The sequence below is a fragment of the Flavobacterium arabinosi genome, from assembly GCF_048158725.1.
In the GTDB taxonomy this organism is placed as follows: Bacteria; Bacteroidota; Bacteroidia; order Flavobacteriales; family Flavobacteriaceae; genus Flavobacterium; species Flavobacterium arabinosi.
Window position 1 is genome coordinate 81,940 of record NZ_JBLNKX010000005.1, and the last position, 13,645, is coordinate 95,584.

Consider the following 13,645-nt stretch of genomic DNA (forward strand, 5'->3'; position numbering starts at 1 on the left):
GTAGATAATATTTGTTTTTAATGGAATATGGAATTCGCATAGTTGCATTAACTTTTACGACCAAATTACGGTCATGCTCATTTCATATTGATTTTTTAATTATTTGACCTTCGTTTTTTACTTTACGAATCTTATAATTGCCATTTCAGTTATTAGAAATAACAGCGCAAAGATAAGAAACCATTTCCAAATTTGATTATCGGTTCTGTCAGTTTGTAAAGTGTCAAAAAACGATGTTATGGATTCCGTTATTTTATAATTAGAAAGGAGATTTTCATTGGCTGTAGCCAAATTACTTTCGGTTCTATTATAATTAAAACTGATGTTTTCTAGCCACTCTTTTTTATTGTAAATACTGTAATTCCCCGCTTGTTCCGGATAATCATTGAAGATCAGTTGTACTTTATTATTCAGAATTTGTTGAATAGGAATAAATTGTTCGTCCAATCCTTTAACCGTTAAAATAGCGTCTTTGTTTAAAGAAACAGCTGTCAGATGCGGATTATTATTTCCTATTATCAAAGCACTTATGGCATTATTTTGATTGTTCATAGCCATTTTATAAAAAGTTGGCACAATCAATGGTGATTGTTGGAAGTTTGAATTCGCAGTATTGATTGGTGCTGAGAAAATGAAAACAGCAGCAACAGAATTGGCTGATGAAGTCAGGAAAATACTTTGGTCTTCATAGGATAAAGCAGCTGGACTTGTACTGGATAAGCCAAATGAACTTTTTGTCTTTGGATATTGAAAATTAGTGACTTTATTTTCGAAAACTGTATTGAAGATGGGATGATTAAAATTGATTTTAGTAATCAGCAGTTCTTTGTTTTCCAAAGCGTTGAATTTTAGGTTTCCAAAATTCATCAAAAATGAATTCATATTTGCTACCGAAGCCACAGCCGAAGGAATCACAATTAAATTTCCGCCTTTTTCCACAAAAGATTTTAAAGTGGTTTGAAGCGCTTGTGGAATTTCATCTAATTCATTTAAAACAATCGTATTTTGCTCTTCCAGTTTGTTATAATCGAGTGAAACTAAAGTATAGTTATTGAAATTGAATTCTTCAGTTGTATAAATTCGGGAAAGAAAGTTGCTTTTTTCTGGTTCGCCAATGCTGATGATATTTGTTTTCTTCGTTTTTGAAATGCTGAAATATAAAGTGTTGTCATAACTCAAACCATTATCAACTATGGAAACATAACCATGAAAGGCTTGTTTTGGAATCGTAAAATTCAGTGTTTTTTTCTTTGGGTCTAAAGCTACTATCGTCTTCGCAATAAGTTTGTTGTCATTATATAAAGAAATAGGAATTGGATTAAAATCTTCGCCATAACCGGATAATTGGACACTGATTTCATAAAAATTATCGAGCGTTTTATTGATGAAAACGCTGTCAATGGAAACGTTGTTTTTTTGTTCAGCTTTCGGGATTATGAATTGGGGAGAATCAGTTGCATGAGTGTTTTTTAATTGTCTTTCATCAAGTCCTACGGCATCCGTAATGATAACAATGTCTTTTTTAAAAGCTGATTTTTGCGCTTTTATTTTTGCCATTATATTGTCCAACTGAAAAGGAACAGCGCTGTATTTTAGATTCTGTAAAGAACTGCGAACCGACTTTATATCCGTGTTCCAATAATTGTCAGAATTAGTAAGCAAAGAAAAATTTACATTTTCCGGTATTTCTTCCAATAATTCCTGGACGGCTCTCTTTAACAATTCTCCTTTTTTGCCTTTGGCTTGCATACTAAAGGAATTATCCAAAATAATATACAATTCATTAGTGGCGTTTTTACTGTCTTTTGAATCGAAAAAAGGTTGTGAAAATGCTATAATAATACAAGTAAGCAATAATAAACGACAGGCGAGGAGCAACCATTTTTTGATTTTGGAGCTTTTTCTGGTTTGTATCGAAAGTGCTTTTAAGAAACGAACATTAGTGAAATATTCTTTTTTGAAACGGCGCAATTGAAATAAATGAACCAAAATTGGTACAATCAATAAGAATAGAAAGTATAAAATTTCGGGATGTTTAAAGTGCATTTTTATTTCAAGTTTACTTCACTGGATTATATTTTCAATGGAGTTCATTGAATTTAGTATTCAAAAATACAAATTAGTTGACAGTTTTGTTTGTAGTTGGTATAATTTTTCAAAGGAATAAACAATTGGTATTGATTATAAAATATTTATGTATTTTAGCTTTTCAATAAAATTTAAAAACATGAAAAATTCGTATGTTGTTCTTCTTTTAATTTTCATTTTAACAAGCGTGCAAGCACAAAAAAACAAATTCAATTTGCTAATTGGAACTTATACCAACAGCTGTGAAAGTAAAGGAATTTACACCTATGATTTTGATTCAAATACTGGAGGTTTTAATCTTAAAAATACTACTGATAATGTTGTAAACCCAAGTTATTTGACCGTTTCCAAAAATAATAATTATGTTTATTCAGTAAATGAAAATGGAGCTGAAAGTACGGTAAGCTCTTTTGGTTATAATCCTTCAAGTGGAAAATTAAATTTAATCAACAAACAAAGTTCCAAAGGAGCTGATCCTTGTTATATTATTAATGATGATAAAAATGTAATTGTTGCCAATTATTCGGGTGGAAATATTTCAGTTTTTGGTAAAAATAGCGATGGAAGTATTTCTGAAGCAAAACAGGTAATACAACACTACGGAAAAGGAGTTAATGCGAAAAGACAGGAAAGTCCTCATGTACACATGGTTCATTTTTCTCCAGATAAAAAGTTTATTTTGTCTAATGATTTGGGGAATGATAAAGTGTATTCTTACCAATACAATCCGAATGCTACAACTGAAATTTTGAAAATTAAAGATAGTATTTCAGTTAAATCAGGGAGTGGACCAAGACATTTAACGTTTAGTAATGACGGAAAATTTGTTTATTTATTGCAAGAATTAGACGGAGCGCTAACGGTTTTCAGTTATTCGAACGGAATATTAAAAAAAATAGACGAAACTACCATTTTATCAAAAGATTTTAAAGGAACTTTCAGTTCTGCGGACATTCATATTTCGCAAGACGGAAAATTTTTATATGCAACAAATAGAGGTGAAGCAAATACTATTTCAATTTTTAAAATTCTAAAAAACGGAAAATTACTATCGAAAGGACAAACGAGTACTTTGGGAAAAGGACCTAGGAATTTTGTGATTGATCCAACTGGAAAATTTCTTTTGGTAGCGCATCAATATTCGAATGATGTAGTTGTTTTTAAAAGAAACATAACTACGGGAGCGCTTACTAATACTGGAAAAAGAATAGCTTTGTGTTCTCCGGTTTGTTTGGTTTTTACAAAGAACTAAACTTAAAAATGCAAAAAAAAGGCTAAAAACGAGTCTCATTTTAGCCTTTTAAATTTTTATTTATTCTTGTCTTTTCTCTTTTTATCTCTGGTTTTTAGCATATTTCTATTCACAGAGCCGTGTGTTTTTTTCTTGGTTACACCTGGTCCTCCTAAATTGACTTTCTTATTCTTTTTACTTTTCTCTTGAAAAGCACCATCACCTTCAAGTTTTTGTTTTTTCATCATAAACTTAATCGGCTGTCTGTCTTTTTCAGGTTCGATTAATTTCGATGAAACTTCTACTGTTTCAGGGAAAGGTTCCGTTACTAACTCCATATTCATCAGCACTTCTATTTCCACTTTGGATTCTTCTTCACGAGGCGCGATAAGACTGATTGCTGTTCCTGTAGCATCGGCACGACCAGTTCTACCAATTCTGTGCATATACAATTCAGGCATTTCAGGCATTTCAAAGTTGATGACATGGGTAATATTAGAAATATCCAAACCTCTTGCCATAATATCGGTGGTAATCAAACCACGTAAATTTCCTTCTTGAAAGGAAGCCATTGTACTTAAACGATAATTTTGAGATTTATTCGAGTGAATTACACCAAACTGACCTTCAAAATCCTCTTCGATACGTTCGTGAACCATATCTGAAATCTTCTTATTATTGACAAATACCAGAACACGACTCATGTCTTCGTTGTTTTGCAATAAGTGTTTTAGAAGGTTTATTTTGGTATTGAAATTTGGAACTTTATAGCTAATTTGTTTGATGTTTTCCAGTGGAGTTCCTGATGCCGAAAGCGTAACTTCTTCTGGATAATCAAAATAATCATTCAAAATAGCATCTACTTCATCGGTCATAGTTGCCGAAAATAGGATGTTTTGACGTTTTTTAGGCATCATGGCCAAAATAGATGTCAATTGGGTACGGAAACCTAAATTAAGCATTTCATCAAACTCATCGATTACCAGTTTTTGCATTTCTTCAAAACGAATCACATTATCTAGCGTTAAATCCATGATTCTTCCTGGAGTTCCCACTAGGATGTCACAACCTTTATAAACGGTTGTTTTTTGAGTATTAATGTTGACACCTCCAAAAATACCAACGGTACGAACTGACATGTATTTTGTCAATTTTTCTACTTCTTCCACGACTTGCACTACAAGCTCACGCGTAGGAACTAGAATTACTATTTTAGGGGTATGTCCTGGAGTAAATTTATATAGTTTCAATAAAGGTAATAAGTAGGCAAATGTTTTACCGGTACCGGTTTGTGCAATTCCCATCATATCTCTTCCTGACATTATTACAGAAAAAGTTTTTTCCTGAATAGGAGTAGGTGTTGTAAATCCTAAATCGTCTATTGCTTTTTGTACAGATTTAGGGAGATTGAATTGTTCGAAAGTACTCATTTGCTTAAATTTTGTGCAAATATAGTCTTTTTGAAAGTAACGATATAATTCGTAAGAGAAGTCACTTGTATTTGGGGATTTAATTTATAAATCCAACTTTTGTCAGTTTTTTTAATTCTTTCAATGAGAAAATTTACTGTTTTTATTTATAACTTCAACCGGCCTTCTCAAACCAAATATACTATGCACTGATGGCAGTTTTTATGGTATGTTCAAACATTTGTTTTCTGTCAAATATTCGTTTTACTCTAATTTTTAACTCATTTGGATTGAATGGTTTAGATACAAAATCATCAGCGCCAAGGTTGAACGCTTCCAATACTGTTCCTTCTTCTTCGCCCATTGAGGATACCACAATTACAGGTATATGTATAAAATTTTCTTTTATACAACTAATTACTTCTAATCCAGATTTAAAAGGGAGTATAATATCTGTAATCACCATATCAGGATTCACTGAATTTAATTTTTCGATACCTTCGATACCGTCTTTGGCAATTGTCAATTCATATCCTTCTTTTCTCAGAATGAATTCCAGAATTTTTACCATTAAAATATCGTCTTCAATTACTAATATTTTTTTTATGTTATTCATCATTGGTGTGGTATTTTTATATTTGAGATAACTATTATTTGTTTTGTATTTTTTTTTAAAGTTGGTACTGTTTTTAATTAGCTGCTTTATTTTTCATTTCGAAAGCTGTAAAGGCTATTTTAACCTTCTGCAATTATTTTACTTAAAATTTAATTGTTTGAATTAGAATAAAAATATTTCTCTATCAAACGTAAGTAAATAAAATGTATTTCATCGATTAAATACATGTTTAATCGATGAAATACATTTTATTTTCAATAAAAGAATTATTTTTCTTATAAAAAAATATTTATCTATAAGGGAATAGAATGCTTGGAATTGTAAGAATAGTTTTTTGCGTACTAAATCAAATCAGTTGATAGGAGTAAATGGGAAGATTTGTTATTTTTTTCAGACCGATTTATGATTAAATTTGCTATTTACCGGAGTATCTTTTTTAATTTAAAATAACAAAAAAAAACGTAAGCTCAGGTTCTAAAATGACAGAAGCTTGTTTTTGTATTTTCGGAGACCTAATAATTTGGATTTCTAATACTGCTTTTTTAGATATCAGAATGTCAGATTCAGTAGCTTTTAAGTTGAATTGTATAGATAAAAACTCTAATAAACTAAAGTACTTTTAAGATATATTCTAGAATTTATATTGGAACATTAAGGCGAGTTCCAATTCGGTTTGTTTTAAATCTGGAGCATATTCTTGATTATTTAGTGTTAATTGAATACCGGTTATATAATGATCATTAAATAATTTAAAATACCCCCCGCCAATGCGATAAGAATTTAGAGAAATCCTTTCTTCATATTGGCCTAAAGTTGATCTTTCATCTGGAGAAGATCCATAACCAGCGCTAAAAGATGCATAATCAAATCGTGTGTTGAAATAATACCTGGTGTTTATCGCGAAGGCTGGATAAAGATTGTTTTTGTCACTTTGTATGTAGGATTTAAGATTAATCCAATACGAACCAACATATTTTCCAATTCCTATAACTGCAGTCGTAAATTCAGTATCTTGAGTTTTTACATATCGAATGCCCATATCAGCTTCCCATCCTTTTTTAAAGTTTTGAAAAAAAGAATAGCCGAGTTTTAATTTTGGAAAAACCGGATTTTCACTGTAAGCCATTCCGACATAGGAATAATTATTTTTTCCAGTAAAAAGATAGGATTCCGCCTCATATTGAACGCCATCAATAAGACTTTCTCCTGAAGCATATCTATTTGAATAATTAACTCTACCAATCAAAGAACCCCAATTGCGCTGTCTAATATATTGCAAGCTACCTAAATGCCATGGGCCATAGCTTTTCCTGTTAAATGTTGTATAGCTATAATTGATTCCAATTCTTTCCGAATTATTTTTAGTGTCTAAGTTAAAAATACGTTGTTTTAATTCGGAATCATCAGGATATTGTAATTGTAAAATTTTTAGATAATCAGATTTTTTTTTGTCGTCATTTTGTGATTGGTAAACCGTCATTTTATTGTAACGAAAAGTCTTGTTTTCAGGATGTGTTTCGATTGCTTTGTCAATCAAAATTTCGGCCTCCCTGTATTTTTTTTCTTCTAGATCCATATTGATTAGATAAGAAAAAGCCTCTTCGTATTTTGGGTTTCTTTCAATTACATAATTATAATAAAATCGGGCACTATCGCTTTTTTGGGTTAATTGATAAATCCTTCCTGATAGCAAATAGAAATCTAAATAATCTGGCGCCAGTTTAATTCCTAATTGTGATTTCTTTAAAGCTAATTTGTAGTTTCTAGTTTTATACGCATCATGAAGGGCTTCTGTCAATAGGCTGTCAGTATCAATTTTTTGTGCAAAAAGAGTATAGTTTGAGAGTGTTACTGAATATAGGAATACAATTAGTAGTGTTCTAATGATATTTTTTTGGATCATACTTTTAATTATTTTTTTTCAATATTAAAACCTTGCCTTTGCATGTTTCCCCATGCTTGTTCTTTTTGTCTAAAAAAATGATAATATCCTTTTAATGAAGCATACACGTTTACTGGGTGATAGAATATAGGTTCTATAATTGCAGTTAAAATGAGGATAAATATTTCTTTCATACTAGTATAATGCTTGTATAAAAGATCATCCAATAAAATAGATATTATCGTGATATTCAGATAAAAAAAATAAACTGCCAAAGTTAGGTATAAGAATGCTTCATAATTAACATTCAGAAATATAAAGGATAGTATTAAAACGATAACTCCAATTAGCTCTAAAATGGGAACCAAAAATTCAAAAGTAAAAAAATAAGGAAAAATAAGAAAAGCAGTTCTTCCGTATTTTGGATTGAAAAAAACATCCTTATGTAGATTAAGTGTCTGAATTAGGCCTCTTGCCCATCGTACACGTTGTCGTATCAATATTTCTCTGGTTGCGGGTACTTCCGTCCAACACAAAGATTCTGGGATATATTTTACTGCAAAATCAAGTTTTTTCTCATACATATATTTTCTCATTCGCGTGATAAGCTCCATATCCTCACCTAAAGATTTATGCCAATAGCCACCAGCTTCAACGGCTATTTCCTTATCAAACATCCCTAAACCGCCCGAAACCAGCAATAAACTATTTAATTGACTCCATGCCATTCTTCCAAAAAGAAAGGCTCGCACATATTCAAGTTCTTGAAATCTGGGATACCAGCCTTTTGGGAAATGAATTTTAACGAGAAAACCCTCTTTTACCTCACATGAATTTGAAATTCGGATACCCGCTCCTGTTGCAATGACTCTTCTTTCACTTTCTATAAAAGGCTTTGCTAATTTTATTATAGTATCATTTTTTAATATACAATCAACATCTGTACATAGGAATAAAGGGTATTTAGTTGAATTTATTCCGGCATTTGATGCGTCTGCTTTACTTTTTCCATTTTCTTTATCAACAACCAAAAGTTTTGAATATATTGGATTAGTTGATTTATAATGTCCTCTTACAGTTTTGGTTGGAATTTTTTCCTGATAATAAAAATCTATTTTAATTAATTCAAATTCCTTAATAAGTTTTTCTAAAGTATCATCAGTACTACCATCGTTAACCAATACCACTTCATATTTAGGGTAGTTTAAAGACATTAAGGATTTTACGTTAAAAACCACATTTGCGCCTTCATTAAATGCGGGAGCTACTACCGAAACTCCAGGGATATAATTCGATTTTAGAAGAACATCATCGTGAATAAAGTATTTTGCGTTAATATGTTTTTTTATGGCAAAATAAGATAGTATAGCCAATAGGATATAAAAAATAATATATGTTATTGAAAAAACAGCGACAAATAGTTCATAATCTTTTAATAGCTCTTTTAATATCATATCGAAGGGATTTTAACATGTTTTATCATTTTTATTATCTCTGGATTTTCAATAAATTTATTTTCAAAGTAAGCCGAATTCATTTTTGAAAGACTATAAACAGCTTTCAGTTTGATGTCAGAATCAATGGACTTTGTTAAAAGACCGGCGATGAATTGTTCTGATTCCTCGCTGCCTATTGAAGCTAATGTATTTAAAATTTCGATTTTATTTTTTTTGTCTTCTTTGTCAAATTGTTCAATCAGAATTTTTTCGGTATCAAGTATAAATAACTGTCTCACAGCAACTATAACTTCGTGTCTTATTTTTTCATCTACGGATTTCAGATGATTTACAATGGCTTGAGTTTCGTTTGTATAATTATAATATGCCATTAATTTTATTCCTAATTTTACAATTGAAGGATTTTTTGATTGAATCCAATCTTTTAATTTTATAGGAATTGGTAGCTTTTTTTGATGAACTATATTCATCACATTTATTTCTCCGGCTAAAAAAATTGATTTAGGGTAATCTAATAAAAGATTTAAATTGTCAGGTTCCAATGAAATCAATGTTAAATAAGCACTTGAATTTAGGGTTCTGTTTTTATGATTTAAAAAAGGGATTACATAATTTTTTCCTTTATTGTATTCTAACGCTTCTAAATGATACATGCCAAGGCAAATCAAATATTTTTTTTTACTTTTTAAAAGCGAACGTGTGTGGTTGAATAAATCAAATTGCTCATAAATAAAATGCGAAGTATTTGTGATGTCACCTTTTAAGTTACGTTTTAAAAAAATAATTCTATTCAATATGATTTTTTTACACCATTTTTTTTTAAAAGGAATTTCTTTTTTAAAATCGTTAATTTTTGTTGCTAGTTCAGCTTCGTCATAGGAGGAAAATACCAAAGAAGTTAAGAAATCATCAGCTTTAGTTTTGACTATGTTTATTTTAGGAACAGCTAAATGATACAAAAATCTGTTTAGGATGAGTATCGAAATTAATGTCAGAAAAAAAAGTATCAAAACAGATAAAATGATACTAATAAAATAATGTTCCATTTCGTAGAAAGAGTTAGAATTTAGGATTTTGTACAACTAATCAAATTGTATTTTTTAAGAATCACTAAAAATAAAAAATAGAGATAACGGAATAATCAAGTCTGGTTTTATGTGTTTTATATTCATTTTAGCGATTTAGTTTAAAAAACCACCAAATTTAGTCTGACATGATTGATACTAATCTAATCTGAATAAGTAAGGTATTTTTTATCAAATAATTGAATTGGTTTTTGATAAAGATATTCATTCATTGCTAAATAAAAAGCTATTTTTTATTTTTTTAAAAGGAATAAATATAAAATGACTTAAATGTTTGATAATAAGGAGCTGCAACTAGTTAAAACCCCTCAAAAACCCCTAATCCAAATAATGCAAAATCATATTTTACGGGGTCACTTGGATCAAATTCACGGAGTTTTAAATCCAATTCGGCTAATGCTTTTCCATCGTTTTGTTTTCGGGTAAGCAATCCTAATTTTCGGGCTACATTCCCGGAATGCACATCCAAGGGACAGGATAAAGAAGCAGGGGAAATACTTTTCCAGATTCCTAAATCTACGCCTTTGTTGTCTTGTCGCACCATCCATCGGAGAAACATGTTGATTCGTTTTGCTGCCGAATTATTCAGAGGGTCTGAAATGTGTTTTTGGGTTCTATACTGATGTGGAATTTCGAAGAATATTTTCTTGAATTCGTGGATGCTTTTTTGCATCGAATAGGTTTCTTGATGTTTACTAAAAATAGTTTCTAAACTGTCATGGGTTTTATAAATATGCTGTAAGCTTCTGATAAAACTGGCAAAATCTTTTCCGTTAAAAGTACGATGAACAAAAGATTCTAATCGTTCCAAATCATTTTCGGTATGTGACATAACAAAATCATAAGGTGCATTTCCCATTAAATCTATCAGTTTATGGGAATTTTTGATAATCATTTTGCGATTTCCCCAAGCAATTGTAGCACTTAGGAAACCAGCGATTTCAATATCTTCTTTTTGTGAAAACAAATGCGGAATTTGGACCGGATCACTTTCTATGAATTCGAGTGTATTGTATTGTATGACTTTTTCGTCTAGGAAGGATTTTAATTCGGAATGATTCATAATTTAAACGCGGATGAGACGGATTTAAAATTAATTACTGATTATAACAAATAAGGGTAGCCCAGATGGTAGTGGAAATCCTTTTACTTTTTTCTTTAAAAAGTAAAAGATTGCAACGTACAGCTGGAAATAGCTCCTAATTACTAATTTGTCCATCTACCATTACTAATTTTCTATCGGCCATATTGGCTAATTCTTCATTATGGGTCACAATCACAAAGGTTTGTCCCAATTCATCACGCAATTTAAAAAATAATTGGTGCAGGTTTTCAGCAGATGCAGTATCGAGATTTCCCGAAGGCTCATCGGCAAAAATGATTGCGGGTTTGTTGATTAAAGCTCTTGCAACAGCTACACGTTGCTGTTCCCCACCGGAAAGTTCATTAGGTTTGTGATTCATACGATGGGAAAGACCCAGGTAGGTTAGGAGTTTTTCGGCTTCTATTTCTGTTTCCACTTTGGATTTATTGGCAATAAAAGCGGGAATGCAAACATTTTCCAACGCGGTAAATTCAGGTAATAATTGATGAAATTGGAATATAAAACCTAAATTTAAATTTCTGAATTTGGACAAGTTTTTATCGTTCATAGTCAGAATATCTTCGTCATTAATACGTAATTCGATTCCGTTTTCAACTGTAGGTTTGTCTAAAGTTCCAAGAATTTGCAAAAGTGTTGTTTTCCCCGCACCTGAAGCACCCACGATCGAGACAATCTCTCCTTTTTGAATATGTAAATCAACTCCTTTCAACACATGTAGTTGATCGTAATATTTATGTAGATTTTTGACTTGTATCATTTTGAAACTATTTTCACAAAGAAACAAAGATTTTAATGATTATTAAATGGTTCACACTATATTTTCCCTTCACAAATTATAAACTTTAGTTAATAGGGAATAACCACTTCCGATTATTAGATTAAATTTGGTTTTAGATTATTGGTTATAATAAACCAAAATCAAATTTTTTTTGTAAATGAAATAAACTTTTAAATGGAAATGGAACAAGGAATGGAAGTTGCCACTTTTGCCGGAGGTTGTTTTTGGTGTACCGAAGCAGTTTTTTTGGAATTGAATGGTGTGAAAAAGGTGGTTTCGGGATATATAGGCGGGGATACAATTAATCCCACCTATGCGGCTATTTGCAATGGTGATACCCGCCACGCTGAGGCGATTCAAATTACTTTTGATCCCAATAAAATTACTTTTGGCGAATTGTTGGAAATATTTTTTGCAACACATGATCCCACTACTTTGAACCGCCAAGGAAATGATATAGGGACACAGTACCGAAGCGAAATTTTTTATAATAATGAGAATCAGAAAGATTTAGCTGAAGCGTATATTGCTTTGATGACTAGAGAAAATACGTTTGGGGAGCCAATTGTTACCGTAGTTTCACCCGCGACATTATTTTATGAAGCCGAGGATTATCATCAAAATTATTACAATCAAAATAAATTGCAAGGGTATTGCAGTTATGTAATTACTCCAAAAGTCGAAAAATTAAAGAAAATTTTCAAAGACAAGCTCAAAAATTAATTGGCATTAGATTTGTATAAACAATTCTAAAAAATAATGATGAAAAAATTGCAAGTTGACCAAATAGATAATAAAAACAGAAATCTTTTTCTGGGTTTATTATTTGATGGAATTGGGATGTTATCGTTTACAGTTCCCTTCGTTGGAGAGTTTTCGGATGTGGTTTGGGCACCAATTGCAGGTTATTTAATGACAACAATGTATAAGGGTACTGTGGGGAAAGTAGCAGGGCTAGTTGCTTTTCTCGAAGAAATATTGCCATTTTCTGATGTTATTCCCACATTTACCTTGACTTGGATTTATAATTATTGGATAAAAAACAAAAACGCTTCATAATTGAGGCGTTTTTTTATTCTTTAAAAAGAAATCTGAATCCCATTCGTTTTAGCATCTTTTTTTCGAAAGCCCAAAAGAATTTGAATTGTCCAAAAATAAATCCGATTAAGACTAAAAGCACTTGGTATATTGGGAAGATTAAAAATAATCGGACAGGAGTAAACCAATAGCCTAAGTCTGATTTTGTAATTCCCAACCAAAAACAAAATGGTTTTGATAACCAAGCTGAAGCTGAACCCGTAATTGCAAAAACAATAAATATAATTGTAAGTTGGAAATTGGTTTCAATTCCCCACCGTTTTTTTAAATCGCTCATCTTTATTTATAATGATTACAAATATAGTAACATTATCTTGAGGGAACATTACCAAAGAGTTTTTGTTTGTAGGTGTTTTGAAAATAAATAAAGTAATTATATATCAAATAATTCACTTCATAGCCATAATTAATGTTAGAATCATAGTTAATAGTCATTTCGTATAGATTTGGAGAATATCGTTGGGGTTGTAAAACACGGCTGTTCCATTCATTAATCCATATCTGATTTTTATTTTCTAAATAAGATTGAGAATAATAATTTCTTGGAAATGCCATTGAATACAGCCACGTACTAAAACCCGGATCGATTATTATGACTTCATATTGGAGTTCATCATTGGCAATTCTAACGGTGTCACTTTGGGTTGGAATTGTTTTATTATTTTTCGAAAAAGTAGGTTTAGAAGTTTTACAACTAAAAAGGGAGACTAAAATAATTGCTAATATGTAAACGCTATTTTTCATGATGGAATATGAATTATAAAGTTACAAAAATAAATCCTTCCTGTTGTTTTTGTTCTAAAAATTTAATGGTCTATTGATTGTGATTGAAAAGATGTACAATGAATCTGCCAAACAAAAACTAAATTTCATAAAAAAGGGATTCATTAAACACT

General features: G+C 30.8%; 13 protein-coding genes. 3 read left to right on the forward strand and 10 right to left on the reverse strand.

The window, feature by feature from the left end:
* Window positions 1–117: 117 nt before the first annotated feature.
* Complete coding sequence (locus tag ACM55K_RS11480; RefSeq protein WP_416850367.1) at window positions 118–2,046, reverse strand: BatA domain-containing protein; 1,929 nt, start codon at window positions 2,044–2,046, stop codon at window positions 118–120.
* Between the two features lie 181 nt (window positions 2,047–2,227).
* On the opposite strand from ACM55K_RS11480, the gene ACM55K_RS11485 reads away from it, so the two are divergent.
* Window positions 2,228–3,340: a lactonase family protein gene (locus ACM55K_RS11485; protein WP_416850368.1), complete on the forward strand. Its 1,113-nt coding sequence runs from the start codon at window positions 2,228–2,230 to the stop codon at window positions 3,338–3,340.
* A gap of 56 nt (window positions 3,341–3,396) precedes the next feature.
* Here the strand turns inward: ACM55K_RS11485 and ACM55K_RS11490 are convergent, their stop codons facing one another.
* From ACM55K_RS11490 to ACM55K_RS11520, 7 genes are all read right to left on the reverse strand, one after another.
* A complete protein-coding gene (locus tag ACM55K_RS11490; protein ID WP_416850369.1) occupies window positions 3,397–4,749 on the reverse strand; it encodes a DEAD/DEAH box helicase in 1,353 nt (450 codons plus the stop codon).
* 181 nt (window positions 4,750–4,930) lie between these two features.
* Window positions 4,931–5,347, reverse strand: coding sequence for a response regulator transcription factor (locus ACM55K_RS11495; protein ID WP_416850370.1), 417 nt, complete (start codon window positions 5,345–5,347; stop codon window positions 4,931–4,933).
* Between the two features lie 628 nt (window positions 5,348–5,975).
* Window positions 5,976–7,247 carry a YaiO family outer membrane beta-barrel protein gene (locus ACM55K_RS11500; protein ID WP_416850372.1) on the reverse strand — a complete coding sequence of 424 codons (1,272 nt, stop codon included), beginning with the start codon at window positions 7,245–7,247 and terminating at the stop codon, window positions 5,976–5,978.
* 8 nt (window positions 7,248–7,255) lie between these two features.
* The gene (locus ACM55K_RS11505; RefSeq protein ID WP_416850373.1) at window positions 7,256–8,680 is read right to left on the reverse strand and encodes a glycosyltransferase family 2 protein; all 1,425 of its coding nucleotides are present in this window, start codon (window positions 8,678–8,680) and stop codon (window positions 7,256–7,258) included.
* Window positions 8,677–9,729, reverse strand: a complete 1,053-nt coding sequence (locus ACM55K_RS11510; protein WP_416850375.1) for a HEAT repeat domain-containing protein — start codon at window positions 9,727–9,729, stop codon at window positions 8,677–8,679. The genes ACM55K_RS11505 and ACM55K_RS11510 overlap by 4 nt, the downstream gene beginning before the upstream one ends.
* A gap of 337 nt (window positions 9,730–10,066) precedes the next feature.
* On the reverse strand, window positions 10,067–10,831 hold the full coding sequence (locus ACM55K_RS11515; protein WP_416850376.1) for a TIGR02757 family protein: 765 nt from the start codon (window positions 10,829–10,831) through the stop codon (window positions 10,067–10,069).
* A gap of 136 nt (window positions 10,832–10,967) precedes the next feature.
* Window positions 10,968–11,630 carry an ABC transporter ATP-binding protein gene (locus ACM55K_RS11520; RefSeq protein WP_416850377.1) on the reverse strand — a complete coding sequence of 221 codons (663 nt, stop codon included), beginning with the start codon at window positions 11,628–11,630 and terminating at the stop codon, window positions 10,968–10,970.
* Between the two features lie 195 nt (window positions 11,631–11,825).
* Between ACM55K_RS11520 and msrA the strand changes: the two genes are divergently transcribed.
* Together msrA and ACM55K_RS11530 are read left to right on the forward strand one after the other, a co-directional pair.
* A complete protein-coding gene (msrA, locus tag ACM55K_RS11525) occupies window positions 11,826–12,374 on the forward strand; it encodes a peptide-methionine (S)-S-oxide reductase MsrA (RefSeq protein ID WP_416850378.1) in 549 nt (182 codons plus the stop codon).
* 36 nt (window positions 12,375–12,410) lie between these two features.
* Complete coding sequence (locus ACM55K_RS11530) at window positions 12,411–12,710, forward strand: hypothetical protein (protein ID WP_416850379.1); 300 nt, start codon at window positions 12,411–12,413, stop codon at window positions 12,708–12,710.
* 13 nt (window positions 12,711–12,723) lie between these two features.
* On the opposite strand, the gene ACM55K_RS11535 is transcribed toward ACM55K_RS11530, so the two are convergent.
* A complete protein-coding gene (locus ACM55K_RS11535) occupies window positions 12,724–13,026 on the reverse strand; it encodes a DUF6787 family protein (protein WP_416850380.1) in 303 nt (100 codons plus the stop codon).
* A gap of 32 nt (window positions 13,027–13,058) precedes the next feature.
* The gene (locus ACM55K_RS11540) at window positions 13,059–13,493 is read right to left on the reverse strand and encodes a DUF6146 family protein (RefSeq protein WP_416850381.1); all 435 of its coding nucleotides are present in this window, start codon (window positions 13,491–13,493) and stop codon (window positions 13,059–13,061) included.
* Window positions 13,494–13,645: the final 152 nt, after the last annotated feature.

Bases quoted from the DNA above. Each gene is read 5' to 3' on its own strand.
- ACM55K_RS11490 (WP_416850369.1), bottom strand. From the start codon at position 4,749: ATGAGTACTTTCGAACAATTCAATCTCCCTAAATCTGTACAAAAAGCA.
- ACM55K_RS11535 (WP_416850380.1), bottom strand. From the start codon at position 13,026: ATGAGCGATTTAAAAAAACGGTGGGGAATTGAAACCAATTTCCAACTT.
- ACM55K_RS11485 (WP_416850368.1), top strand. From the start codon at position 2,228: ATGAAAAATTCGTATGTTGTTCTTCTTTTAATTTTCATTTTAACAAGC.
- ACM55K_RS11505 (WP_416850373.1), bottom strand. From the start codon at position 8,680: ATGATATTAAAAGAGCTATTAAAAGATTATGAACTATTTGTCGCTGTT.
- ACM55K_RS11495 (WP_416850370.1), bottom strand. From the start codon at position 5,347: ATGATGAATAACATAAAAAAAATATTAGTAATTGAAGACGATATTTTA.
- ACM55K_RS11540 (WP_416850381.1), bottom strand. From the start codon at position 13,493: ATGAAAAATAGCGTTTACATATTAGCAATTATTTTAGTCTCCCTTTTT.
- ACM55K_RS11520 (WP_416850377.1), bottom strand. From the start codon at position 11,630: ATGATACAAGTCAAAAATCTACATAAATATTACGATCAACTACATGTG.
- ACM55K_RS11515 (WP_416850376.1), bottom strand. From the start codon at position 10,831: ATGAATCATTCCGAATTAAAATCCTTCCTAGACGAAAAAGTCATACAA.
- ACM55K_RS11510 (WP_416850375.1), bottom strand. From the start codon at position 9,729: ATGGAACATTATTTTATTAGTATCATTTTATCTGTTTTGATACTTTTT.
- ACM55K_RS11480 (WP_416850367.1), bottom strand. From the start codon at position 2,046: ATGCACTTTAAACATCCCGAAATTTTATACTTTCTATTCTTATTGATT.
- ACM55K_RS11530 (WP_416850379.1), top strand. From the start codon at position 12,411: ATGATGAAAAAATTGCAAGTTGACCAAATAGATAATAAAAACAGAAAT.
- msrA (WP_416850378.1), top strand. From the start codon at position 11,826: ATGGAAATGGAACAAGGAATGGAAGTTGCCACTTTTGCCGGAGGTTGT.
- ACM55K_RS11500 (WP_416850372.1), bottom strand. From the start codon at position 7,247: ATGATCCAAAAAAATATCATTAGAACACTACTAATTGTATTCCTATAT.